Source organism: Streptomyces sp. NPDC031479 (genome assembly GCF_055581065.1).
The window spans coordinates 443,804-466,075 of the sequence record NZ_JBVIKC010000001.1 but is presented as its reverse complement, the minus strand read 5'-3'; the positions used below and the strand labels follow the sequence as shown (position 1 = coordinate 466,075).

Sequence of the window (22,272 nt, the reverse complement as noted above, 5' to 3'; positions counted from 1 at the left end):
AAAGGCCCTGCTCAGCAGGGCCTTGATAAAGATCGGAAGATACGACGGACCGCGCGCGGCGGGTCTACGGCGCGGCGGGTCTACGGGAGGTCCGACCCCCCGGAGACGGGCCAGCTCATCCGAATCGTTCCGCCGCCCTCCCCGGTGGTGACCGAGACGTCGTCGACGAGCCCGCTGATCACGGCGAGGCCCATCTCGTCCTCCCCGTCGGTGTCGGGGTCGAGGGCCGCGGCGATCCCGGACACGGAAGAACCACCGGCCGGCCCGGGCACGTCGTCGCCGACCTCGATGGAGAACGACTTCTCCTCCTCGGTCAGGACCACCCGGACGGGCGCGGTCAGCCCGCTGCTGCGGTGCAGTCCGACGGCACGGGAACACGCCTCGCCCACGGCGAGGCGAACCTCGTCGAGGACGGCTTCCTCCACACCCGCCCGGCGCGCCACGGCGGCCGCGACCAGGCGGGCCGTCCGGACGTGTTCGGGCTGGGCGCTGAAGCGCAGTTCAACGGTGGCCATTGCATCCCCCTCGGACTACGGGCGTGCCTTGACAGGGGCCCGGACCACCCGTGGTCCGGTACCCCCGCTCCTCGTCGGCTCCCGTGCCGCCGGGGCGGCACTGGCCGGGAGCCGTCAGTCGGTGGCGTTGACGGCGTCTTCCACCGTGGTGTGGATCGGGAACACCTTGGTCAGACCGGTGATACGGAAGATCTTCAGGATGCGCTCCTGGTTGCAGACCAGACGCAGCGAGCCCTCGTGCGCGCGCACGCGCTTGAGGCCTCCCACGAGCACACCGAGGCCGGTGGAGTCGAGGAAGTCCACTCGCTCCATGTCGACAACCAGGTGGTAGCTGCCGTCGTTCACCAACTCCACCAACTGCTCGCGCAGCTTGGGCGCGGTATACACATCAATCTCGCCACCGACCTCTACGACCGTGCGGTCGCCGACAGTGCGAGTCGACAGGGACAGGTCCACGGATCCTCCAGCACCTTGCTATCGAGCGGCGCCCCCCAGGGGCCTACCCCACCCGAAGGTAGGGGAGGGATCGGCTGCCGCGATGGCATTCAATCACTTACCGGCAGGCGCGCACGACGCCTTGGGTCCATTGTCCCGCACGCCGGTGACACACTCGGTTCCAATGGCCAACACTCAGCGCCCCGGTCCGGCCACGGCCGCGGCGGACCCACGACCCACTCCCGGCACGGTCCTGGACCGTCTCTCACGGGGACCTTCCCGAGCTGCGCGCATCACCCATACGGAGCACTTGCCCCCTCGGGCGGGTCGTCATGCGGTCTGGCCCGACCGCATCCGAACAGATGTCGTGGCCGCCATCCGGGCCGCCGGGATCGAACATCCGTGGGAACACCAGGCCGCGGCCGCCGAGCACGCCCTGGACGGGGAATCCGTGGTCGTCGCCACCGGAACCGCCTCGGGCAAGTCCCTGGCCTACCTGGCGCCCGTGCTCTCCGCCCTCGCGGACGGCGCCGAGGCACCCAACGGCCGGGGTGCGACCGCCCTCTACCTGGCCCCGACCAAGGCTCTGGCCGCCGACCAGCGCCGGGCCGTGCGGGAACTGGCCGCACCGCTCGGGAACGCCGTACGGCCCGCCGTGTACGACGGGGACACCCCCTTCGAGGAACGCGAGTGGGTGCGCCAGTACGCGAACTACGTGCTGACCAACCCCGACATGCTGCACCGGGGCATCCTGCCCTCCCACCCCCGCTGGTCCTCCTTCCTGAAGGCCCTGCGCTACGTGGTCATCGACGAGTGCCACACCTACCGCGGGGTATTCGGCTCCCACGTCGCCCAGGTCCTGCGGCGGCTGCGCCGCCTGTGCGCCCGCTACGGCTCCGAGCCGGTCTTCCTGCTGGCCTCGGCCACCGCGAGCGACCCGGCGGCCGCCGCGTCCCGCCTGACCGGCGTGGCGGTCACCGAGGTGGCCGACGACGCCTCACCGCGCGGTGAGGTGGTCTTCGCCCTGTGGGAGCCGCCCCTGACCGACCTCAGGGGCGAGAAGGGCGCCCCCGTACGCCGCACGGCGACCGCGGAGACCGCCGACCTGCTGACCGACCTGGTCGTCCAGGGCGTCCGCACGGTGGCCTTCGTCCGCTCCCGGCGCGGCGCCGAGCTGATCTCCGTGATCGCCCAGGAGCGGCTCGCCGAGGTGGACCGGTCCCTGCCCCGGCGGGTCGCGGCCTACCGGGGCGGCTACCTGCCCGAGGAGCGGCGGGCCCTGGAGCGGGCCCTGCACTCCGGGGAACTGCTCGGCCTGGCCGCCACGACCGCCCTGGAGCTGGGCGTGGACGTCTCCGGCCTGGACGCCGTCCTGATCGCCGGGTACCCGGGCACGCGGGCCTCCCTGTGGCAGCAGGCGGGCCGGGCCGGGCGCTCGGGGCAGGGCGCCCTGGCCGTGCTGATCGCCCGGGACGACCCCCTGGACACCTACCTGGTCCACCACCCCGAGGCCCTCTTCCGCCGGCCGGTGGAGGCCACCGTCCTCGATCCCGACAACCCGTACGTCCTGGCCCCGCACCTGTGCGCGGCCGCCGCCGAGATCCCCCTGACCGAACCGGACCTGGACCTCTTCGGCCCCGCGGCGCGCGAGCTCCTCCCCCAGCTGGAGGCGGCGAAACTGCTGCGCCGCCGGGCCACCGCCTGGCACTGGACCCGGCGGGAACGGGCCTCCGACCTCACCGACATCCGCGGAGGCGGGGGCCGTCCCGTGCAGATCGTGGAGGCTTCGACCGGGCGGCTGCTGGGCACCGTGGACGAGTCCGCCTCCCACACCACCGTCCACGACGGCGCCGTCCACCTCCACCAGGGCCGCACCTACCTGGTCGAGCGCCTGGACCTGGAGGACTCGGTGGCCCTGGTCGAGGAAGCCTCCCCGCCGTTCTCCACCACGGCCCGGGACACCACCTCCATCTCCGTCCTGGAGACCGAGACGGAGATCCCCTGGGGCCCGGCCCGGCTCTGCTTCGGCTCCGTGGAGGTCACCAACCAGGTCGTCTCCTACCTGCGCCGCAAGCTGATCACCGGCGAGGTCCTCGGCGAGGCCAAGCTGGACCTGCCCCCGCGCACCCTGCGCACCCGGGCCGTCTGGTGGACGGTCACCGAGGACCAGCTCGACGAGGCCCGGATCAGCCCGGAGATCCTCGGCGGCGCCCTGCACGCCGCCGAGCACGCCTCCATCGGCCTTCTCCCGCTGTTCGCCACCTGCGACCGCTGGGACATCGGCGGGGTCTCCGTCCCGCTGCATCCCGACACCCTCCTCCCGACCGTGTTCGTCTACGACGGCCACCCGGGCGGCGCCGGCTTCGCCGAGCGGGGCTTCCACACGGCCCGCGCCTGGCTGACGGCCACCCGGGACGCCATCGCCGCCTGCGAGTGCGAGGCGGGCTGCCCCTCCTGCATCCAGTCCCCCAAGTGCGGCAACGGCAACGACCCCCTCCACAAACGCGGCGCCATCCGCCTCCTCACCCGCCTCCTCTCCCCGCCCCCCACCCACCCCCCAAGCACCCCCTGAAACCCCGGCCGAACCCCCGAGCGGCGAACCCCCGACCCTTGCGGCGCAGCACCCGGGAAAACCCCAGCCCCACCCACACACGGGTCCCGAGGCAGGAGGCGAAACCCCGGGCCCCACGCCCGGCCACACCGGTACTCGGGCGTCCGGGCCCCGAGACACGGCTCCAGCCCCTCCCTCCCTCCGCCACTCGGGGCCCGAGACACGCCCCCGCCCCTCAGCCCCGCCAACCCCCGAGGCACGGCGACCGTGGCGAAGCCCCAGCTCCCGCCTCCAGCCCCACCGGCACCCGGGCTGCGGGACCCGAGGCCGAACCCCAGAACTTCAGCCCCGCCGGTACTTGAGGCGCGGGGTCCGGGGCCGAGCCCCAGAACTTCAGCCGGCGCTTGAGGCGCGGGGTCCGGGGCCGAGCCCCGGGGAACGGAGGAAGGGCGGGGCGGGGAGGGCTCCGCGCAGCGGCAACGGCACCCGGCTCAGCCCTCCACGGGCAACGGCGCCGGCACGGGCCCCGGCCCCGCGCGAGCCGCGACCCCCGGGGCGAACGGCCCCGCCCGGACCCGGGCGGTGACTTCGGCCACCTCACCCCCGACCCGGCACACCGCCACCTCCGCCCCCTGCGCCCGCGCCACCCGCCCGGCCACCGCACACGCCGCCTCCGGACCCCGCGCCCAGGTCACGGCCGCCGCCAGCGCCGCCAGATCCGCGGCCGCCCCCGCCCGGTGGCGGGCCACCACCGCCTGGCCGAGCAGCAGCACACCCCCGAACACCGCCACCAGGGCCGTTGCCACCACCGCGGCCCACACCGTCGCCGAACCCCGGTCCCGGCTCACGGCGGCGCCCCCACGCTGTCCTCCGCCAGCGCCACCGCCACCGCCCCCAGCCGCACCGGCAGCCCCGCCGGGCCCGGCGCCGGGGCGGCCACCGTGACCCGCCACAGGTCCCCCGACCGCTCCAGCTCCACCCGCGCCCCGGGCGGGGCGGCCGCCTTGGCCGCCGCCACCGCCACGTCGAGCGGCTCCGACCGGCCCGCCGCCCTGGCACCGGCCCGCGCTGCGTCCACACACCGGATCTGCGCGGCCGCCGCCATCAGCGCCCACACCAGCAACGCCGCGAACAACACCAGCGCCGGAATGATCAGAGCCGCCTCGGCCGTCACATATCCGCGGTCTCCGATTCCCGCCCGATTTCCCTCAGAAGGGCGCATCGAGCGCCTTCCCGATGGTCGACTGAAGGGCCGCCGAGACCACGTCACTCGTCACCACCTTGTACAGAACGGCGGCGAACGCACACGCCGCGATCGTGCCCATGGCGTATTCCGAAGTCGACATTCCCGCGTCACCCGAACGGCCGCTCAGCGCCGCCCGCACCCGAAACCAGATGATCCTCATGACAACCTCCTGTGGGATTACGTTCTTGATGTGTTTTCAGCTTGTGATCCGTGTGGTTCTCTCACTTGCCCGACAGCAGCCCAGAGGCCATTCCGATCACCACCGGAGCCACCCCGATCGCGAGGAAGGCAGGGAGGAAACACAGCCCCACCGGTGCGGTGACGAGCACCGCCGCCCGCTGCGCCCCGGCCACCGCCCGGCGAGAGCGGTCCGCACGGAGACCCGCGGCCAGCCGGGAGACCGGCTCGGCGGCCGGCGCCCCGGTACGCGCGGCCCGCTCCAAACATTCCGCGAGCCCCCGGGCCCCCGGTATCCGCGCCAACCTCCCCCACGCGGCGCCCGGTTCTCCGCCGAGGCGCAGCTCCGCGCCCGCGAGCGCCAGCCGCTCGCCCACCGGTCCGCCGAGCGATTCCCCCACCACCTCGGCCGCCTCCACGGGGCCCGCACCCGCCGCCAGACAGGCGGCCAGCAGATCCGCCGCGAAGGGCAGCTGCCGCTCGACCTCCCGGGGATCGGCACCGACCGGTGACCGGGACCGGGACCGGGCGAGGAAGCGCCGTACCCCGGACTCCGCCGCGTGCCCCGCCGGCGCTGTCGGCGCGCCCGGCGCCCCGCCGGACGACACCCGGCCTCCCGGCCTCCCGGCAGACACCCGGCCTCCCGGCACCACCCCGGCCACCGCCCGGCGCCCCGGCAGCGCCCGGGCCGGTCCGGCCCGTACGGCCCGCGACGCCCGCCCCCGGGACCCGCGCCCCGGCCCGGAGCCCACCGCCCTCGCGGGAAACAGCTCCGCGAGTCGGCGACGGGCCGCCCGCCGCCGCAGCCACACCGCCCACCCCGACACCAGACACCAGACCGGCGCCGCCAGGCACAGCGCCGTCCCCAGCCTGTGGACCACGGGCCCGCCCATCACCGCTCCCCCGTCCGTACGATCCGCCGGCACCACAGCAGTCCCAGCGCCTCCAGCACTCCGCCCACCAGCAGGCAGCCCCACCCGACCGGCGAGTGCAGCAGCACCCGCAGCGGGTCCGCCCCGAGCCCGGTGCCGATCAGCAGCCCCACCAGCGGCAGCAGCGCGAGCACCACCGTCGTCGACCTGGCTCCCGCCAACTGGGCCCGCAGCGACTCCTCCCGGTCGCGCTCGGCACGCAACGCCCCCTCCAGCCGGTCCAGTCCGGCCGCCAGGCCCGCGCCGCCGTCCACCGAGACCCGCCAGCAGGCCGCCATCCCGGCCAGCCCCGCGGCGCCCGGCTCCCGGGCCGCCTCGTGCAGGGCCCCGGCGACGTCCCCGCCGAAGGCCGCCGCGGCCAGCACCCCCGCCTCGGCCGGGCCCGGACCGCCGGGACCGGCCGACGTACGCCGCATCGCCACCGTCAGCGCCCGACCCGGCTGGGATCCCGCCCGCAGTTCCCCCACCACAGCCCCGCAGAGCGCCACCACCTCCGCGGCCCGGGCCCCGCGCGCCCGTTCGCGCTCCCGGGCCCGCAGCCGGCGCCGCACCAACGGCACCGCGAGCGCCCCCGAAACCAGGGGGATCACCGACCCGCCGAGCACCGCGACCACCAGCCCGGCCACGAACGGGACCCACTCCCGCCACCTCCCGGCCCGCACCCGCAGCCCGGCCACCAGGTGCCACCCCCACACCGGCCCGTCCGGCACCTGCGGGCCTCCCCCGGCCAGCACCAGCCGTGCCCGCCGGGGCAGTCGGTCACCCCCGGCCAGCACTCGGACTGCGGCGCCCGCACACAACACCCCGGCGAAAACGGGCACCGACACCCCGGGGCTCACCGGGAACCTCCCAGCAGCGGCCCGAGCCGTGCCCAGCCCGGCTCCCGTACGAACCCGCGGGTCCCCCAGCGCAGCGCGGGCACGGTCACCACCAGCCCGGCCGGATCCCGCTCCAGCACGTGCACCTCGGCCACCCGGCGCCGCCCGGCCCGGTCACGGACCAGGTGGACCACCAGGGTCAGCGCGGCGGCCAACTGGCTGTGCAGGGAAGCCCGGTCGAGCCCGGCGGCCGTGCCCAGCGCCTCCAGCCGGGCGGGCACGTGCGCCGCGGCGTTGGCGTGCACCGTGCCGCACCCGCCCTCGTGCCCGGTGTTCAGGGCGGCGAGCAGGTCGGCCACCTCGGCGCCACGCACCTCGCCGACCACCAGCCGGTCGGGCCGCATCCGCAAGGCCTGGCGGACCAGGTCCGCCAGGGTGACCAGCCCGGCCCCCTCCTGGTTGGCCGGCCTGGTCTCCAGCCGCACCACATGCGGATGGTCGGGGCGCAGTTCGGCGGAGTCCTCCGCCAGGACGATCCGCTCGCCCGGCCCGACCAGCCCCAGCAGGGCACTGAGCAGGGTGGTCTTGCCCGTCCCGGTCCCGCCGGAGACGAGGAACGACAGCCGGGCCTCGACCATGGCCCGGAGGAGGCGCTGCCCGCCCGGCGGCAGGGTTCCCGCGGCCACGAGCTCGTCCAGGGTGAACGCCTTGGGCCGCACCACGCGCAGCGAGAGGCAGGCCGACCCGACCGCCACCGGGGGAAGCACGGCGTGCAGCCGGGTTCCGTCCGGCATCCGGGCGTCCACCCAGGGCCGGGCGTCGTCCAGCCGCCGCCCGGCGACGGCGGCCAGCCGCTGGGCCAGCCTGCGCACGGCCTCGGCGTCGGCGAACGTCACCTCCGTCAACTCCAGCCCCCCGCCCCGGTCCACCCACACCCGGTCGGGGGCGGCCACCAGCACATCGGTGACCTCGGGGTCGGCGAGCAGCCGCTCCAGCGGCCCCGCACCGACCAGCTCGGACCGCAACTCCTCGGCCACTCCGAGCACTTCCGTGTCCCCGAGCAGCCGGCCCTGTGCCCGCAGGGCCGCCACGACCCTGGCCGGGGTGGGCTCCGCCCCGGTCTCGGCGAGGTGTTGGCGCACCGCGTCCAGCAGCGGCGCGCTCATGCCGGCACTCCTTGCGCGGAGCCCAGGGCCCGCTGCCAGAAGCCGTCGCAGAACCGGGCCAGCGCGCCCCGCGCCCCCGGCGGTTCCCCTTCCTCCACCCGGCCGGGGAGTCCCACCTCCACGGGCACCTCCCCGGCCAGCGGCGCCCCCAGCAGCGCCGCCACGGCTTCGGCGTCGAGCCCCTCCCGGCAGCGGCCCCGTACGACCACCCGCACGTCCCGGGCCACCATCCGCACCCCGGCGGCCACCCGGCCCGCCGCGGCCACCGACCGCAGCTCGCCGGGGACCACGAGCAGCACCAGGTCGAGCTGGGCCAGCACCTCCGCCACGGCCTCGTCCACCCGCCGGGGCAGGTCGACCACGACCACGCCGCCCCTCCTGCGCGCGGCGGCCACGACCGACCGCATCGCGGCGGGCGGCACGACCACCCGTTCGCCGCGGTCCCAGCTCAGCACCCGCAGCGCGTGCAGTTCGGGCAGGGACTCCTCCAGGGCCCCCGCCCCGACGCGGCCGCGCGAGGCGGCGAAGTCGGGCCAGCGCAGGCCCGCGGCGCTCTCGCCACCGAGCAGGACGTCCATGCCCCCACCGAGCGGGTCGCCGTCGATGAGGATGGTGCGCTCCCCCGCCCGGCCCGCGCCGAGCGCGAGGGCGCAGGCGAGGGTGGAGGCGCCGGCGCCGCCGCTGCCGCCGATCACGCCGACGGCCAGGGCGGGGCGTCCCGCCGCTTCCACCACGTCGGCGATGCGGTCGACGAGCAGGCCCTCGGCGTCGGGGAGCCGCAGTACCTCCTCGGCACCGATCTCCACCGCCCGCTGCCAGACCAGGGGGTCGTCGAGGTCCCGGCCGACGAGGAACACCCCGCCTCGGCGCGGCGCTCCGCCCACCCGGCGCGCGGCGTCGTCGCCGACCAGGACGAGCGGGGCCGATTCCCATCCCACACCACCGCGCGGCCCACCGCCCGCGAAGGCACTCCCGTCGTCCCCGCTCCCACGCGCACCACCGGCTCCGCTTTGCTCGGGCACCGCATGGTGCACGTGCGGTTCGGCGCCCGCGGCGGCGCACAGCCGCAGCAGGTCGTCGAGCAGCAGCGGGTCCTCGGTGATGATCAGCGGCCGCCCGCCGCCGGGCCCCGCCCCGGGCGCACCTGCGGCCCGCCCGTCCCCGCCGGTCGCCACGGGCTCCGGCCCTTCACACGACTTCGATCCAGCCACGATCTCCGCCCCCTTCTCACCGCAAATCCACGAGCCGCGGACTTCGCGGCTGGAATCACCGTGCAGCGATCCGGAAAAGGGAGTGGATCTTGCTCCAAAACTGTGGACGAGATGGCCCTTGTGAATAACTTCGCCACCCCATCAGGTGAGTTCCGGAGCGCGCCGGAACCACTACGCAGCGTGACGAGTTCGAGGGGGTGAGGGCCTGAGCCATGCGGGCCCGCCGACGAGGGAGGGCCGAGCGGATGACCACTGAAGGCCGAAGGCATGGGACGCGAACCGCGTCCGGACATGCGACGACCCCCGCCGGGGGGGAGAGCGGGGGTCGTCCCCACGGTCCGACTCGGGGGGGGAGGAGCCAGACCGGGTTAGCACGGTCGCGAACGATCCGTGACTTCCATGGTGTACCCGAGAGCCTTCTCAGGCAAACCCACGCGCCACACCTTACGCCGAATGGTGGGCGCATATGCTCGGGTCGTGGAAAATCAGCCCTTGCCGCACTCCTTGCCTCGGACCGCCGCCTTCTTCGACCTGGACAAGACGGTCATTGCGAAGTCCAGCACTCTGACGTTCAGCAAGTCCTTCTACCAGGGCGGCCTGATCAACCGGCGGGCCGTGCTGCGCACCGCGTACACGCAGTTCATCTTCCTGGCCGGCGGAGCCGACCACGATCAGATGGAGCGGATGCGCGAGTACCTCTCCGCCCTCTGCAAGGGGTGGAACGTGCAGCAGGTCCGGGAGATCGTCGCCGAAGCCCTCCACGACCTGATCGACCCGATCATCTACGACGAGGCCGCGTCCCTCATCGAGGCCCACCACACCGCGGGCCGTGACGTGGTGATCGTGTCGACGTCCGGCGCCGAAGTCGTCGAGCCGATCGGCGAGATGCTCGGGGCGGACCGGGTCGTGGCCACCCGCATGGTGGTCGGCGACGACGGCTGCTTCACCGGGGAGATCGAGTACTACGCCTACGGGCCCACGAAGGCGGAAGCCGTCCGGGAGCTCGCCGAGTCCGAGGGCTACGACCTGGCCCGGTGCTACGCGTACAGCGACTCGTTCACCGACGTGCCGATGCTCGAAGCCGTCGGGCACCCGCACGCGGTCAACCCGGACCGGGCATTGCGACGGGAGGCCGTGGCACGCGAGTGGCCGGTTCTGGTGTTCAGCAGGCCGGTACGGCTCAAGCAGCGGCTGCCCGCACTCTCGATGCCCGCCCGCCCGGCCCTCGTCGCCGCCGCGGCGGTGGGCGCGGCCGCGGCCACCGCCGGTCTCGTCTGGTACGCCAGCCGCCGTCGGGCCGCCGCCGCCACCGCCTGATCCCCGCCGTCACCCCACCGCCGGGTGTCCTGACCTGGGGCGTTTTGACCTGTCCGAATCGCCCCGGGTCATCCCGGAAAGTAAAGAACTCCGGCCAGGGGTTTCGCTCGGCTCGGAAGCGGAGTACAAAGGAGTCAACGGCCCGCGAGACCAAAGAACATCCGAGAGGATCATCTTTAAAACGCAGTAAGGCCCACGGACCGAAGCATGAACGCCGAGCACCCACGCGACGTCGACCCGTCGATTACGGGCCAGCCGCACCAGGTAACCGGGCAAAGCTCCCGACCTGATGGGCACATATCGAGGACGCTTGGTAACTGGGCGCGAATGCCAGCGGCGACACCAAAGCATCACGGTGTCGCCGCAACCCCGTTCCGGCCCCTGCGCGCCCCGGCCCCCGGCTTCCGGCGCCCCCGAGCACCGGGCCCCGGCGCCGTGCCCCGCCGCCTACGCCGCGCCGCGCTGGAGGGCTTCGCAGACCGCCGTCGACTCGCGCACCCCGAGTTCGATCGCGCGGCCGCAGTGCGCGATCCAGGCTGCCATTCCCTCCGGGGTCCCGGAGACGTAGCCCTCGAAAGCCTCCAGGTAGGCCTTCACGCCCTGCTCGGCGTGACCGACCTCCGCCGGGCAGATCGCCTTCGGGTCGAGGCCACTGTTGATCAGCACGATCCGCTCGGCCGCGCGTGCGACCAGGCCGTTGTACGAGCCGAACGGCCTCAGCGCCAGGATCTCGCCGTGCACCACCGCGCCCGTGATCAGGGCGGGGGCCGAGCCGCCGGCGATGATCAGCCGGGAGAGGCCGTCCAGCCGCCCCGCCACCTCGTCGGCGCCGGGCAGCGGAAGGTCCACCAGGGGCTCGTCCACCGGCTCGCCGGCCAGCCGCGGCCTGCCCACGACGTCCCCGGCCGCGGTCGACCCGGACGCCACCAGGTGCAGCCGCGCGAGGACCCGTAGCGGCGACTGGCGCCAGATGCTCAGCAGCTGGCCCGCCTCGGCCGTCAGGCGCAGCGCGGCACCCACCGTCAACGCCTGCGCCTCGGCGCCGAAGTCGGTGCGGCGGCGGACCTCCTCCAGCGCCCAGTCGGCACCGGACAGCGCCGCACTGCCCCGCGCGCCGCGCAGCGCGGCCTCCGAGGTGATCTCCCCGCTGCGCCGGCGCATGACGCGGTGTCCGTAGACCCGGTCCACGGCCTTGCGTACGGAATCCACGGACTCTGCGACCCCCGGGAGCGAACCCAGGGCCGCCAGCGGGTCAGAAGCGCTACTCATAAGTAGGGAGCCTACGCACTGCGCGGCCGTAGCACCGACCCCTCCTTGGAGTGGTCTTCTTCACTCACCTCGACCACACCGCGCGACCATGCCACTACCCTTGGTGAACATGAAGATCGCTTTCGTGGGAAAGGGCGGCAGCGGCAAGACGACCCTGTCCTCCCTCTTCATCCGCCACCTCGCAGCCAATGAAGCCCCCGTCGTCGCGGTGGACGCCGACATCAACCAGCACCTCGGCGCGGCCCTCGGGCTCCCCGAGGACGAGGCGGCCGCACTGCCCGCCCTGGGCGCGCACCTCCCCCTCATCAAGGAGTACCTGCGCGGTTCCAACCCGCGCATCGCATCCACCGACAGCATGATCAAGACCACCCCGCCCGGCGCCGGCTCGCGACTGCTGCGGGTCACGGAGGACAACCCGGTCTACGAGGCCTGCGCGCGCACGCTGCTGCTCGACGGGGAGCCCGTACGGCTGATGGCCACCGGGCCGTTCACCGAGGCCGACCTCGGCGTGGCCTGCTACCACTCGAAGGTCGGCGCGGTGGAGCTCTGCCTCAACCACCTGGTCGACGGCCCGGACGAGTACGTCGTCGTCGACATGACGGCCGGCTCGGACTCCTTCGCCTCGGGCATGTTCACCCGCTTCGACATGACCTTCCTCGTGGCCGAACCGACCCGCAAGGGCGTCTCCGTCTACCGGCAGTACAAGGAGTACGCGCGGGACTTCGGCATCGCGCTCAAGGTGGTCGGCAACAAGGTGCAGGGCCCGGAGGACATCGAGTTCCTCCAGGACGAGGTGGGAGAGGACCTGCTGGTCACCTTCGGGCACTCCGACTGGGTGCGGGCGATGGAGAAGGGCCGCCCCGCGCCGTTCGACCTGCTGGAGGCGACCAACCGGCTGGCGCTGCAGGCGCTCCAGGACGCGGCCGAGGACTCGTACGCCGACCGCGACTGGGACAGGTACACCGAGCAGATGGTCCACTTCCACCTGCGCAACGCGGAGAGCTGGGGGAACGCCAAGACCGGGGCCGACCTGGCGGAGCAGGTCGACCCCGGCTTCGTGTTGCACGAGGCCCTGGTCAGCCCTCGTTCGACTCCTCAGCCGGCTTGACCGCGGCCGGGGCCGTCGGCGGCGCGGGCGACGGCCCCGCGGTCAGGAACTTCGTCCAGCCGTCCCTCGGCGCCTGGCCGACGTCGAGGGTGCGCATCCACTCCAGCGTCTTCGGGTCCTGGGCGTCCAGCCAGTCCGCCAGTTCGCGGAAGGGCACGCACCGGACCTCCGGCTTGGTGCACATGGTCTGGATGGACTCCTCGACGGCACGCATGTAGGTGCCGCCGTTCCACGACTCGAAGTGGTTGCCGATGATCAGTGGCGCCCGGTTCCCCTGGTAGACCCGGTCGAAGGCCTGGCGCAGGCCGTCGCGCATCTGGTCGCCCCAGTACTCGTGCTGGGAGGGGTCGCCCTGGGTGGTCGTACCGGACTGGTTGACCAGGTAGTTGTAGTCCATGCTCAGGGTGTCGAAGGCGCGCCCGGGCATGGGCACCAGCTGGAGCGGGAGGTCCCAGAGCCCGTCCGTCTTCTTCGGCCAGATCTGCTTGCTGATGCCGCTGGAGTCGTAGCGGAAGCCCATGTCCTTCGCCGCCAGCATGAAGTTCTTCTGGCCTTCGAGGCAGGGGGTGCGGGCGCCGATCATCTCCTTGTCGTAGTCGAAGGGGAGCGCCGCCAGGTCCTTGAGCGCCGGGGCGTTCGTCTTCCAGTTCTTGACGAAGGACTTGGCCTGGTTGATCTCGCTCTTCCACTCCTCCACCGACCAGGTGCCGACACCCCCTTCGGGGCCGCAGAAGTGGCCGTTGAAGTGGGTGCCGATCTCGTTGCCCTCCAGCCAGGCCCCGCGGACCTGGGTGGCGGTGTCCTTGATGCCCTGGAGGTCGCCGAAGCCGATGTCGGAGAGGCCAGCGGAGTGCTGCGGGGCCGTGTAGAGGGAACGCTTCTCCTCCGGGAGCATGTACACGCCGCTGAGGAAGTAGGTCATCCGGGCGTTGTACTGCTTGCCCACCTCGCGGAAGTGCGAGAAGAGCTTCTGGCTGTCCTCGCCCGCGCCGTCCCACGAGAACACCACGAACTGCGGGGGCTTCTCGCCGGGCTTCAGTCTCTGCGGCTTCTGCACGTTCGGCTGGGAGCCCGTGTAGGCGGTCGAACCGTCGCCGATGGGGCGGTTGACACTGCCGGGGGCCTCCGGGGCGGCGGCGCCCTTCTTCGTGTTCTGGTCGCCGGGGGCGCCGGGAGCGCCGGGGCGGGCGGGCTCGGAGGCGCTGCACCCGGCGACGCCCAGTACCAGGGCCGTGGCGACAAGGCCGCCGGCGATCTTCTTCGTGGCGGCGATCATCCGCACACCTCTCCCTCGCAGTTCCATCGCGGGACTTTCGTGACGCAACGTCCCACGCAGTCCGCTTTAAGGAAGGTATGACAAGGCAGACAAAATACTTAATCACCCCTGAGTGCTAATTCGTAGCCCATTTGCCCGCATTACCTACCAACAGCCTTTACTCTCCATTACCATCCATTTACCGAGTGTTGAGACTCCCGCCGCTTCATCACCTCCCCCGAGGAGACGGGAACCCATGACGACAGCCGCCCCACCCCCCTCCACGAACCAAGGCCCCGACGGTGCCGGACCCCGCCTCAAGGGGCTCCATGCGGACTTGTCCGCGTCCGTCGCCGTCTTCCTGATCGCACTTCCCCTCTCGCTGGGCATCGCCCTGGCCACCGGAGCCCCCCTGCAGGCGGGGCTGGTGGCCGCCGCGGTGGGCGGGATCGTGGCCGGGCGGCTCGGCGGCGCCCCGCTCCAGGTGAGCGGGCCGACCGCCGGACTCACCGTGGTGACGGCCGGGTTGATCCAGCACTACGGCTGGCGCACCACCTGCGCCGTCACGGTCCTGGCCGGCTGCTGCCAGCTCGGACTGGCCTTCCTGCGCACCGCGCGCTCGGCCCTGCTGGTGAGCCCGGCGATCATGCACGGAATGCTGGCCGGCATCGGCGTGACCATCGCGCTGGCCCAGCTGCACATCGTGCTGGGCGGCACCCCGCAGAGCTCGGCCGTCGCCAACGTACTCGGACTGCCCGCCCAGTTGGCCGATCTGCATCCGGCCGCGCTCGGGGTGAGCGCGCTGACCCTGTGCGTCCTGCTGCTCTGGCCCCGGATCCCCGGGCGGGTCGGCCTGGCCCTGCGCAAGGTGCCCGCCGCACTGGCGGCGGTCGCCGCGGCCACCGCCGGCGCGGCCCTGGCCGGGCTCGACCTGCCCCGGGTGGACCTGCCCTCCTGGAGCAGCCACGCGCTGCCGGAACTGCCGCAGGGCCCGGTGCTCGGGATCATCGCCGCCGTGCTGACCATCACCCTGGTCGGCAGCGTCGAGTCCCTGATGTCCTCGGTGGCCACCGACAAGCTGATCGCCTCCGAGCGCGGTACGGGCGACCGCCCGCCCCGCGCCGACCTCGATCGCGAGCTGCGCGGACAGGGCGCCGCCAACATCGTCTCCGGGATGCTCGGCGGGCTCCCCGTCGCGGCCGTGGCCGTACGCAGCGCGGCGAACGTCAAGTCCGGTGCCGTAAGCCGTAAATCAGCCATGTTGCACGGGCTGTGGGTGGTGATCGCGGCCGGACTGCTCGTCCCCGCGCTCGACCTGATCCCGCTCGCCGCCCTGGCGGCGCTGGTGCTGGCCGTCGGAATCCAGGTGGTCAGCATCACGCACCTGAGGACCGTCACCCGCTACCGGGAGGTCCTGGTCTACGCGGCCACCATCGTCGCCGTGGTCCTGGGCGGGGTCCTGGAAGGCGTCGCCGTCGGCATCGCCGTGGCCGTGGCCCTGGCCATGCACCGGCTGGCGCGCACGAGGATCACCCTGGACGAGGCGGACGGCGTCCACCGGGTCCGGGCGCGCGGGCAGTTGACCTTCCTCGCCGTGCCGCGCCTGAGCCGGGTGCTGAACTCGATCCCGCACGAGGGCCACGCGGTCGTCGAGTTGGACGGCTCGTTCATCGACCACGCCGCCTACGAGATCCTCCAGGACTGGCAGGACACGCACCTGGCCCACGGGGGTTCGGTGGAGCTCACCGGCCGGGGCGGGGCCGCCATTTCCCGCGGCAACCACGCCCGGCCCACCGGGACGGCACCCGGGACCGGCGCCGGCGTGCGGCCGGGCCACGGCTCAGCCACCGGGTCCGGGCGGGTGCCGGCCGGCGGGAGCACCGCGATCGGCGGGGCCGGCGGCCACCGGGGCGAAGGCCGGGGAGCGCACCAGTGCTGCCGCCCGTGGACCCCCTGGCAGAACCACTGCGACCACCGCGCCCTGCCCGCCACGCACCCGGCGGTCGCCGCGCGCGTCCCGGCGGGCGAGGCGGCCGGGACGATCCCGAGCGCGGCCGAGCCCCGCGACGCCGGAACCGCCTCCCCCCGGCGCCGTGGCGCGGGTCAACTCGCCAGCGGGATCGGCGCCTTCCAGCGGGACACCGCCCCGCACGTCCGCGACGAGCTGGCCCGGCTGGCCCGCGAGGGACAGCGGCCCTCACAGCTCTTCCTCACCTGCGCGGACTCCCGCCTGGTGACCAGCATGATCACGGCAAGTGGCCCCGGCGACCTCTTCACCGTCCGCAACGTCGGCAATCTGGTCCCCCCGCCCGGAGCCGAAGCCACCGACGACTCGGTCGCGGCGGCCATCGAGTACGCCGTGGACGTGCTGAAGGTCGACAGCATCACGGTGTGCGGGCACTCCGGCTGCGGAGCCATGCAGGCCCTGCTGAACTCCCACCCGGGCGCTCCGATGACCCCGCTGCGCCGCTGGCTGCGGCACGGTCTGCCCAGCCTGGAGCGGATGGCCAGCCGGCACCACGCCTGGGCCCGGATCGCGGGCCGGCTCCCGGCGGACGCCGTGGAACAGCTCTGCCTGACCAATGTGGTCCAGCAGCTGGACCACCTGCGGGCCCACGAATCGGTGGCCCGACGGCTCGCCGACGGCTCGCTGGAACTGCACGGAATGTACTTCCACGTGGGCGAGGCCCAGGCCTACCTGCTGTCCGAGGGCGAGGACTTCTTCGACTGTCGGGTTTTCGACAGCGTGGGTCAGAACGCCTGACCGGATTTCCGTCCGAACCGATACCCTCCCGTATCCGTGCAAGCTGTTGGCCCCTTCTCGCACCCTGCAGCGGGAAGGGGCCCTTCGCGCGCCGCGCGCGGCCCGCGCGTACGCTGCGGCGCACGGGCCGCCCAGTCGTGCTATAGGTCTAAACCAATTCACGGCTACCCCTTGTCACCTGGGCGTCTGACCTGATGAGCTATGCCCGGGGACACAACGGACACCCTGGGAAAGGGAGATGTCGTGAGCAATGACAGCCTGGCCAATCTGCTCAAGGAGGAGCGGCGGTTCGCACCGCCCGCCGATCTGGCCGCCGCCGCCAACGTGACCGAGGCGGCGTACGCGCAGGCCGACGCGGACCGGCTGGGCTTCTGGGCCGAGCAGGCCCGGCGGCTGACCTGGGAGACCGAGCCGACCGAGACGCTCGACTGGAGCAACCCGCCGTTCGCGAAGTGGTTCGCCGACGGCAAGCTGAACGTGGCGTACAACTGCGTGGACCGGCACGTCGAGGCCGGCAACGGCGACCGCGTCGCGATCCACTTCGAGGGCGAGCCCGGCGACAGCCGCTCCCTGACCTACGCCCAGCTCAAGGACGAGGTCTCGCAGGCCGCCAACGCCCTCACCGAGCTCGGTGTCCAGGCGGGCGACCGGGTCGCCGTCTACCTGCCGATGATCCCCGAGGCCGTCGTCGCGATGCTCGCGTGCGCCCGCGTCGGCGCCGCCCACTCGGTGGTCTTCGGCGGCTTCTCCGCCGATGCCGTCGCCTCCCGCATCCAGGACGCCGACGCCAAGCTGGTGATCACCGCCGACGGCGGCTACCGCCGCGGCAAGCCCAGCGCGCTCAAGCCCGCCATCGACGAGGCCGTCGCCAAGTGCCCGCAGGTCGAGCACGTCCTCGTGGTGCGCCGCACCGGCCAGGACACCGCCGTCACCGAGGGCCGCGACGTCTGGTGGCACGACGTGGTCGGCCGCCAGTCCACCGAGCACACCCCGCAGGCCTTCGACGCCGAGCACCCGCTCTTCATCCTGTACACCTCGGGGACCACGGGTAAGCCCAAGGGCATCCTGCACACTTCCGGCGGCTACCTCACGCAGGCCTCGTACACCCACCACGCCGTCTTCGACCTCAAGCCGGAGACCGACGTCTACTGGTGCACCGCCGACATCGGCTGGGTGACCGGGCACTCCTACATCGTCTACGGTCCGCTCGCCAACGGCGCCACCCAGGTGATGTACGAGGGCACGCCGGACACCCCGCACCAGGGCCGGTTCTGGGAGGTCGTGCAGAAGTACGGCGTCACCATCCTCTACACCGCGCCCACCGCGATCCGTACGTTCATGAAGTGGGGCGACGACATCCCCGCGAAGTTCGACCTGTCGAGCCTGCGCGTGCTGGGCTCGGTCGGCGAGCCGATCAACCCCGAGGCCTGGATCTGGTACCGCAAGCACATCGGCGGCGACCGCTGCCCGATCGTGGACACGTGGTGGCAGACCGAGACCGGCGCCATGATGATCGCCCCGCTGCCGGGCGTCACCGAGACCAAGCCCGGCTCCGCGCAGCGCGCGCTGCCCGGCATCGGTGCCACCGTCGTGGACGACGAGGGCCGCGAGGTGGCGAACGGCGGAGGCGGCTACCTGGTCCTCACCGAGCCGTGGCCGTCGATGCTGCGCACCATCTGGGGCGACGACCAGCGCTTCGTCGACACCTACTGGTCCCGCTTCGAGGGCAAGTACTTCGCGGGCGACGGCGCCAAGAAGGACGACGACGGCGACATCTGGCTGCTCGGCCGGGTCGACGACGTGATGCTGGTGTCGGGCCACAACATCTCGACCACCGAGGTGGAGTCGGCGCTCGTCTCGCACCCGTCGGTCGCCGAGGCGGCCGTCGTGGGCGCCAAGGACGAGACCACCGGCCAGGCCATCGTGGCCTTCGTCATCCTGCGCGGCAGCGCCACCGAGACGGACGCCCTGGTCGGGGAGCTGCGCAACCACGTGGGCGCCACCCTCGGCCCGATCGCCAAGCCGAAGCGGATCGTCCCGGTGCAGGAACTGCCGAAGACCCGTTCCGGCAAGATCATGCGCCGTCTGCTGCGCGACGTAGCGGAGGACCGGGCGGTCGGCGACGTGACCACGCTCGCCGATTCCTCGGTGATGGCGCTGATCCAGACCAAGCTGCCCAGCGCCTCCAGCGAGGACTGACCGGACTGACCGGACTGACGCACAACGGGCCACGGGTCCTGGAGGGCGTCCGGCGCACAACGCGCCGGACGCCCTCCTCCCGTTTAAGGTGAAGATCACCCGATACGACCGCGCGAACCCTGTAAGGTAAAGGAAGCGTCAACATTTGACGCTCGAAGAGTCTCAGGGTGCGCCGGGAAGTCTGGTCGGCAACTGCATTTGTCATGCCGTCGCCCACCCGGAGGTTCCCCACCGTGGCCACGCCCCCGCCCAGCACCCGCCGCAAGTTCCTCGGCAGGCTCTCCCTCCCCGAGCGCCGCTTCGTCGCCGACGCGCTGCGCACCGAGACCGTCGGCGGGGTCCTGCTCCTGGTGGCCGCCATCGCCGCCCTCGTGTGGGCGAACATCCCGGCGATATCCGCGAGCTACGACAGCGTCAGGTCCTTCCACATCGGCCCCGCCGCCCTGGGCCTGGACCTCTCGCTCCAGCACTGGGCAGCCGACGGCCTGCTCGCGATCTTCTTCTTCGTCGCCGGCATCGAGCTCAAGCGCGAGCTGGTCGCGGGCGACCTGAGCGACCCCAAGGCGGCCGCCCTCCCCGTGATCGCCGCCCTCTGCGGCATGGCCGTGCCCGCGGTGGTCTACGCCCTGGTCAACACCCTCGGCAACGGATCGCTCGACGGCTGGGCGGTCCCGACGGCCACCGACATCGCCTTCGCCCTCGCCGTCCTCGCGGTCATCGGCACCTCGCTGCCGTCCGCGCTGCGCGCCTTCCTGCTGACCCTGGCGGTCGTCGACGACCTCTTCGCCATCCTGATCATCGCGGTGTTCTTCACCAGCGAGATCGACTTCCTCGCCCTCGGCGGGGCCCTCGCGGGCCTGGTCCTCTTCTGGTTCCTGCTGCGCTTCGGCGTCCGCGGCTGGTACGTGTACGTCCCGCTCGCCCTGGTCATCTGGGGCCTGATGTACAACAGCGGCGTCCACGCCACCATCGCCGGCGTCGCGATGGGCCTGATGCTGCGCTGCACCCGCAGGGACGGCGAGGAGCACTCCCCCGGCGAGCACATCGAGCACCTGGTCCGCCCCGTCTCGGCCGGCCTGGCCGTCCCCCTCTTCGCCCTGCTCTCCGCCGGGGTCTCGCTCTCCGACGAGGCCATCGCGCAGGTCTTCACCCGTCCCGAGACCCTCGGCGTGGTGCTCGGACTCGTCGTCGGCAAGACGGTCGGCATCTTCGGCGGCACCTGGCTCGCCGCCCGCTTCACCAAGGCCGAGCTGAACGAGGACCTCGCCTGGCCCGACGTACTGGCCGTGGCCTCCCTCGCCGGCATCGGCTTCACCGTCTCCCTGCTGATCGGCGAGCTGGCCTTCGCCGGAGACCCCGTCCTGACCGACGAGGTCAAGGCGGCCGTCCTGCTCGGCTCCCTGATCGCCGCGGCCATCGCGTGCGTGATGCTCAAGCTGCGCGACCGCCGGTACCGGTCGCTGACCGAGGCCGAGGAGCGCGACGAGGACGCCGACGGGATCCCGGACATCTACGAGCAGGACAACCCGGCGTACCACCTGCGGATGGCGAAGATCTACGAGGAGAAGGCCGCCGAGCACCGCCGCAGGGCCGAGGCCGTCGCCCCGGCCGAGGACGGTCCCACGGGTGGATCCACGGGTGGATCCACCCGGGAAGCGGCGGGCGGGTCCAGCACCGGCGCCGACCGTCCGGCATGATCTGACTGACGACGGAGGACAGCCGCCGACAGCAGACGACAGAGGGAGTCAGAGATGAGCGCAGTGGACCAAGAGGCTCCGGGAGCCGAGCGCACGCTCGGCCAGCTGGTCGCCTCGGCCACCGCCGAGATGTCGGCCCTGGTGCACGACGAGATCGCCCTCGCCAAGGTCGAGCTCAAGCAGGACGTCAAGCGCGCGGGCATCGGCAGCGGTGCCGCGATCGTGGCGGGCGTGCTGCTGCTCTTCTCCCTCCCCGTACTGAGTTTCGCCGCGGCCTACGGCATCCACAATCTCGGGCTCGGCCTGGCCTGGTCCTTCCTCATCGTCGGCGTCGCGTTCTGGCTGCTCGCGGGCCTGACCGGGCTGCTGGCCATGTCGAAGTTCAAGAAGGTCAAGCCGCCGGTGAAGACCATCGACTCGGTCAAGCAGACCGCGGCGCTCGTCGGAACCGTCAAGCCGCACCCGCGGCCGTTGAGTGACCAGGCCGTGGGTGTGGCACGCTCGTCTTCATGACAGCCCCTTCTCCGGACCCCAGCCCCGCGCCCACCGCTGCTTCGGCGGTACGGATCGACGTGCCGGGCGGGAGAAAGGTGACCCACCGGGACGTCGCCGCCAACGGCGCGCGCTTCCACGTCGCGGAGTGCGGCGACGGCCCGCTCGTCCTCCTGCTGCACGGGTTCCCGCAGTTCTGGTGGACCTGGCGGCACCAGCTGACCGCGCTCGCGGACGCCGGGTACCGCGCGGTGGCGATGGATCTGCGCGGGGTGGGCGGCAGCGACCGCACCCCGCGCGGCTACGACCCGGCGAACCTCGCCCTGGACATCACCGGAGTGGTCCGTTCCCTCGGCGAGCCGGACGCCGCCCTCGTCGGGCACGACCTGGGCGGATACCTCGCCTGGACGGCGGCCGTGATGCGGCCCAAGCTGGTGCGCCGGCTGGTCGTCTCCTCGATGCCGCACCCGCGCCGCTGGCGCTCGGCGATGCTGGCGGACTTCGGCCAGACCCGGGCCAGCTCCCACGTCTGGGGCTTCCAGAGGCCCTTCGTCCCCGAGCGGCAGCTGGTCGCCGATGACGGGGCCCTCGTGGGGGAGCTGATCCGGGAGTGGTCCGGGCCGCGGCTGCAGGCGGACGGCTCCGACGAGGAGGCACTCGCCGTGTACCGGCGGGCCATGTGCATCCCCTCCACGGCGCACTGCTCCATCGAGCCGTACCGCTGGATGATGCGCTCGATGGCCCGGCCGGACGGGCTCCAGTTCTACCGGCGGATGAAGCGGCCCGTACGGGTGCCCACGCTGCACCTGCACGGCTCGCTGGACCCGGTGATGCGCACCCGCAGCGCCGCCGGTTCCGGGGAGTACGTCGAAGCCCCGTACCGCTGGCGGCTCTTCGACGGACTGGGGCACTTCCCCCACGAGGAGGACCCGGTGGCCTTCTCCACCGAGCTGGTGAACTGGCTGAAGGACCCCGAGCCCGACCGCTGACGGGCCGTCGGCGGGCCATCCGCGGGATCCCCGCGGATGGCTGACGGGGCGACAGGCGCTTCGTACGACTGTCTTACGGGCATTCAATTGCCCGGCGCATAGGCCAATTGGCGGCCCCCCGGGGGATTACG

Annotated in this window: 19 protein-coding genes; 8 read left to right on the top strand and 11 right to left on the bottom strand. The window is 72.9% G+C overall.

Annotation, left to right across the window (positions count from 1 at the left end; all coding sequences use genetic code 11):
* Window positions 1–80: 80 nt before the first annotated feature.
* A complete protein-coding gene (locus ACZ5D2_RS02285; RefSeq protein WP_266839956.1) occupies window positions 81–515 on the bottom strand; it encodes an ATP-binding protein in 435 nt (144 codons plus the stop codon).
* A gap of 114 nt (window positions 516–629) precedes the next feature.
* Window positions 630–971: an anti-sigma factor antagonist BldG gene (gene bldG, locus ACZ5D2_RS02280; RefSeq protein ID WP_008743037.1), complete on the bottom strand. Its 342-nt coding sequence runs from the start codon at window positions 969–971 to the stop codon at window positions 630–632.
* An 82-nt stretch (window positions 972–1,053) separates the two neighbouring features.
* On the opposite strand from bldG, the gene ACZ5D2_RS02275 reads away from it, so the two are divergent.
* Window positions 1,054–3,522 carry a DEAD/DEAH box helicase gene (locus ACZ5D2_RS02275; RefSeq protein ID WP_468926617.1) on the top strand — a complete coding sequence of 823 codons (2,469 nt, stop codon included), beginning with the start codon at window positions 1,054–1,056 and terminating at the stop codon, window positions 3,520–3,522.
* Between the two features lie 470 nt (window positions 3,523–3,992).
* Here the strand turns inward: ACZ5D2_RS02275 and ACZ5D2_RS02270 are convergent, their stop codons facing one another.
* The 7 genes from ACZ5D2_RS02270 to ssd form a co-directional block, all read right to left on the bottom strand.
* Window positions 3,993–4,349, bottom strand: a complete 357-nt coding sequence (locus ACZ5D2_RS02270) for an Rv3654c family TadE-like protein (RefSeq protein WP_371677885.1) — start codon at window positions 4,347–4,349, stop codon at window positions 3,993–3,995.
* Window positions 4,346–4,675 (bottom strand): TadE family type IV pilus minor pilin, encoded by a 330-nt coding sequence (locus tag ACZ5D2_RS02265; protein ID WP_371677884.1) that lies wholly within the window; start codon window positions 4,673–4,675, stop codon window positions 4,346–4,348. The genes ACZ5D2_RS02270 and ACZ5D2_RS02265 overlap by 4 nt, the downstream gene beginning before the upstream one ends.
* A gap of 34 nt (window positions 4,676–4,709) precedes the next feature.
* The gene (locus ACZ5D2_RS02260) at window positions 4,710–4,907 is read right to left on the bottom strand and encodes a DUF4244 domain-containing protein (RefSeq protein ID WP_030228542.1); all 198 of its coding nucleotides are present in this window, start codon (window positions 4,905–4,907) and stop codon (window positions 4,710–4,712) included.
* A 61-nt stretch (window positions 4,908–4,968) separates the two neighbouring features.
* The gene (locus ACZ5D2_RS02255) at window positions 4,969–5,532 is read right to left on the bottom strand and encodes a type II secretion system F family protein (RefSeq protein ID WP_468926612.1); all 564 of its coding nucleotides are present in this window, start codon (window positions 5,530–5,532) and stop codon (window positions 4,969–4,971) included.
* Between the two features lie 284 nt (window positions 5,533–5,816).
* Window positions 5,817–6,695: a type II secretion system F family protein gene (locus ACZ5D2_RS02250; RefSeq protein ID WP_371677882.1), complete on the bottom strand. Its 879-nt coding sequence runs from the start codon at window positions 6,693–6,695 to the stop codon at window positions 5,817–5,819.
* Window positions 6,692–7,840, bottom strand: coding sequence for a TadA family conjugal transfer-associated ATPase (locus ACZ5D2_RS02245; RefSeq protein ID WP_468926609.1), 1,149 nt, complete (start codon window positions 7,838–7,840; stop codon window positions 6,692–6,694). Before ACZ5D2_RS02245 ends, ACZ5D2_RS02250 begins: the two co-directional genes overlap by 4 nt.
* Entirely contained in the window at window positions 7,837–9,015 is a 1,179-nt protein-coding gene (gene ssd / locus ACZ5D2_RS02240) for a septum site-determining protein Ssd (RefSeq protein WP_468926703.1), read from the bottom strand. The genes ACZ5D2_RS02245 and ssd overlap by 4 nt, the downstream gene beginning before the upstream one ends.
* Window positions 9,016–9,504: 489 nt before the next feature.
* Between ssd and ACZ5D2_RS02235 the strand changes: the two genes are divergently transcribed.
* Window positions 9,505–10,368 carry an HAD family hydrolase gene (locus ACZ5D2_RS02235; RefSeq protein ID WP_371677880.1) on the top strand — a complete coding sequence of 288 codons (864 nt, stop codon included), beginning with the start codon at window positions 9,505–9,507 and terminating at the stop codon, window positions 10,366–10,368.
* Between the two features lie 447 nt (window positions 10,369–10,815).
* Here ACZ5D2_RS02235 and ACZ5D2_RS02230 read toward each other — a convergent pair whose 3' ends face one another.
* A complete protein-coding gene (locus tag ACZ5D2_RS02230; protein WP_468926606.1) occupies window positions 10,816–11,637 on the bottom strand; it encodes a Fic family protein in 822 nt (273 codons plus the stop codon).
* A gap of 109 nt (window positions 11,638–11,746) precedes the next feature.
* Here ACZ5D2_RS02230 and ACZ5D2_RS02225 point away from each other — a divergent pair, with 109 nt between their 5' ends.
* Window positions 11,747–12,745: an ATP-binding protein gene (locus ACZ5D2_RS02225; protein WP_468926603.1), complete on the top strand. Its 999-nt coding sequence runs from the start codon at window positions 11,747–11,749 to the stop codon at window positions 12,743–12,745.
* Here the strand turns inward: ACZ5D2_RS02225 and ACZ5D2_RS02220 are convergent.
* Window positions 12,714–14,021 carry a polysaccharide deacetylase family protein gene (locus ACZ5D2_RS02220; protein ID WP_468926600.1) on the bottom strand — a complete coding sequence of 436 codons (1,308 nt, stop codon included), beginning with the start codon at window positions 14,019–14,021 and terminating at the stop codon, window positions 12,714–12,716. The two genes, ACZ5D2_RS02225 and ACZ5D2_RS02220, sit on opposite strands and share 32 nt — an antisense overlap.
* Before the next feature lie 235 nt (window positions 14,022–14,256).
* Here ACZ5D2_RS02220 and ACZ5D2_RS02215 point away from each other — a divergent pair, with 235 nt between their 5' ends.
* From ACZ5D2_RS02215 to ACZ5D2_RS02195, 5 genes are all read left to right on the top strand, one after another.
* Window positions 14,257–16,764, top strand: coding sequence for a SulP family inorganic anion transporter (locus tag ACZ5D2_RS02215; RefSeq protein ID WP_371677877.1), 2,508 nt, complete (start codon window positions 14,257–14,259; stop codon window positions 16,762–16,764).
* A 201-nt stretch (window positions 16,765–16,965) separates the two neighbouring features.
* Window positions 16,966–18,963, top strand: a complete 1,998-nt coding sequence (acs, locus tag ACZ5D2_RS02210; protein ID WP_468926597.1) for an acetate--CoA ligase — start codon at window positions 16,966–16,968, stop codon at window positions 18,961–18,963.
* A 233-nt stretch (window positions 18,964–19,196) separates the two neighbouring features.
* Window positions 19,197–20,660: a Na+/H+ antiporter NhaA gene (nhaA, locus tag ACZ5D2_RS02205; RefSeq protein WP_371677875.1), complete on the top strand. Its 1,464-nt coding sequence runs from the start codon at window positions 19,197–19,199 to the stop codon at window positions 20,658–20,660.
* Window positions 20,661–20,714: 54 nt separating this feature from the next.
* Window positions 20,715–21,173, top strand: a complete 459-nt coding sequence (locus ACZ5D2_RS02200; protein ID WP_371677874.1) for a phage holin family protein — start codon at window positions 20,715–20,717, stop codon at window positions 21,171–21,173.
* Window positions 21,170–22,141 (top strand): alpha/beta fold hydrolase, encoded by a 972-nt coding sequence (locus ACZ5D2_RS02195; RefSeq protein ID WP_371677873.1) that lies wholly within the window; start codon window positions 21,170–21,172, stop codon window positions 22,139–22,141. Before ACZ5D2_RS02200 ends, ACZ5D2_RS02195 begins: the two co-directional genes overlap by 4 nt.
* Window positions 22,142–22,272: the final 131 nt, after the last annotated feature.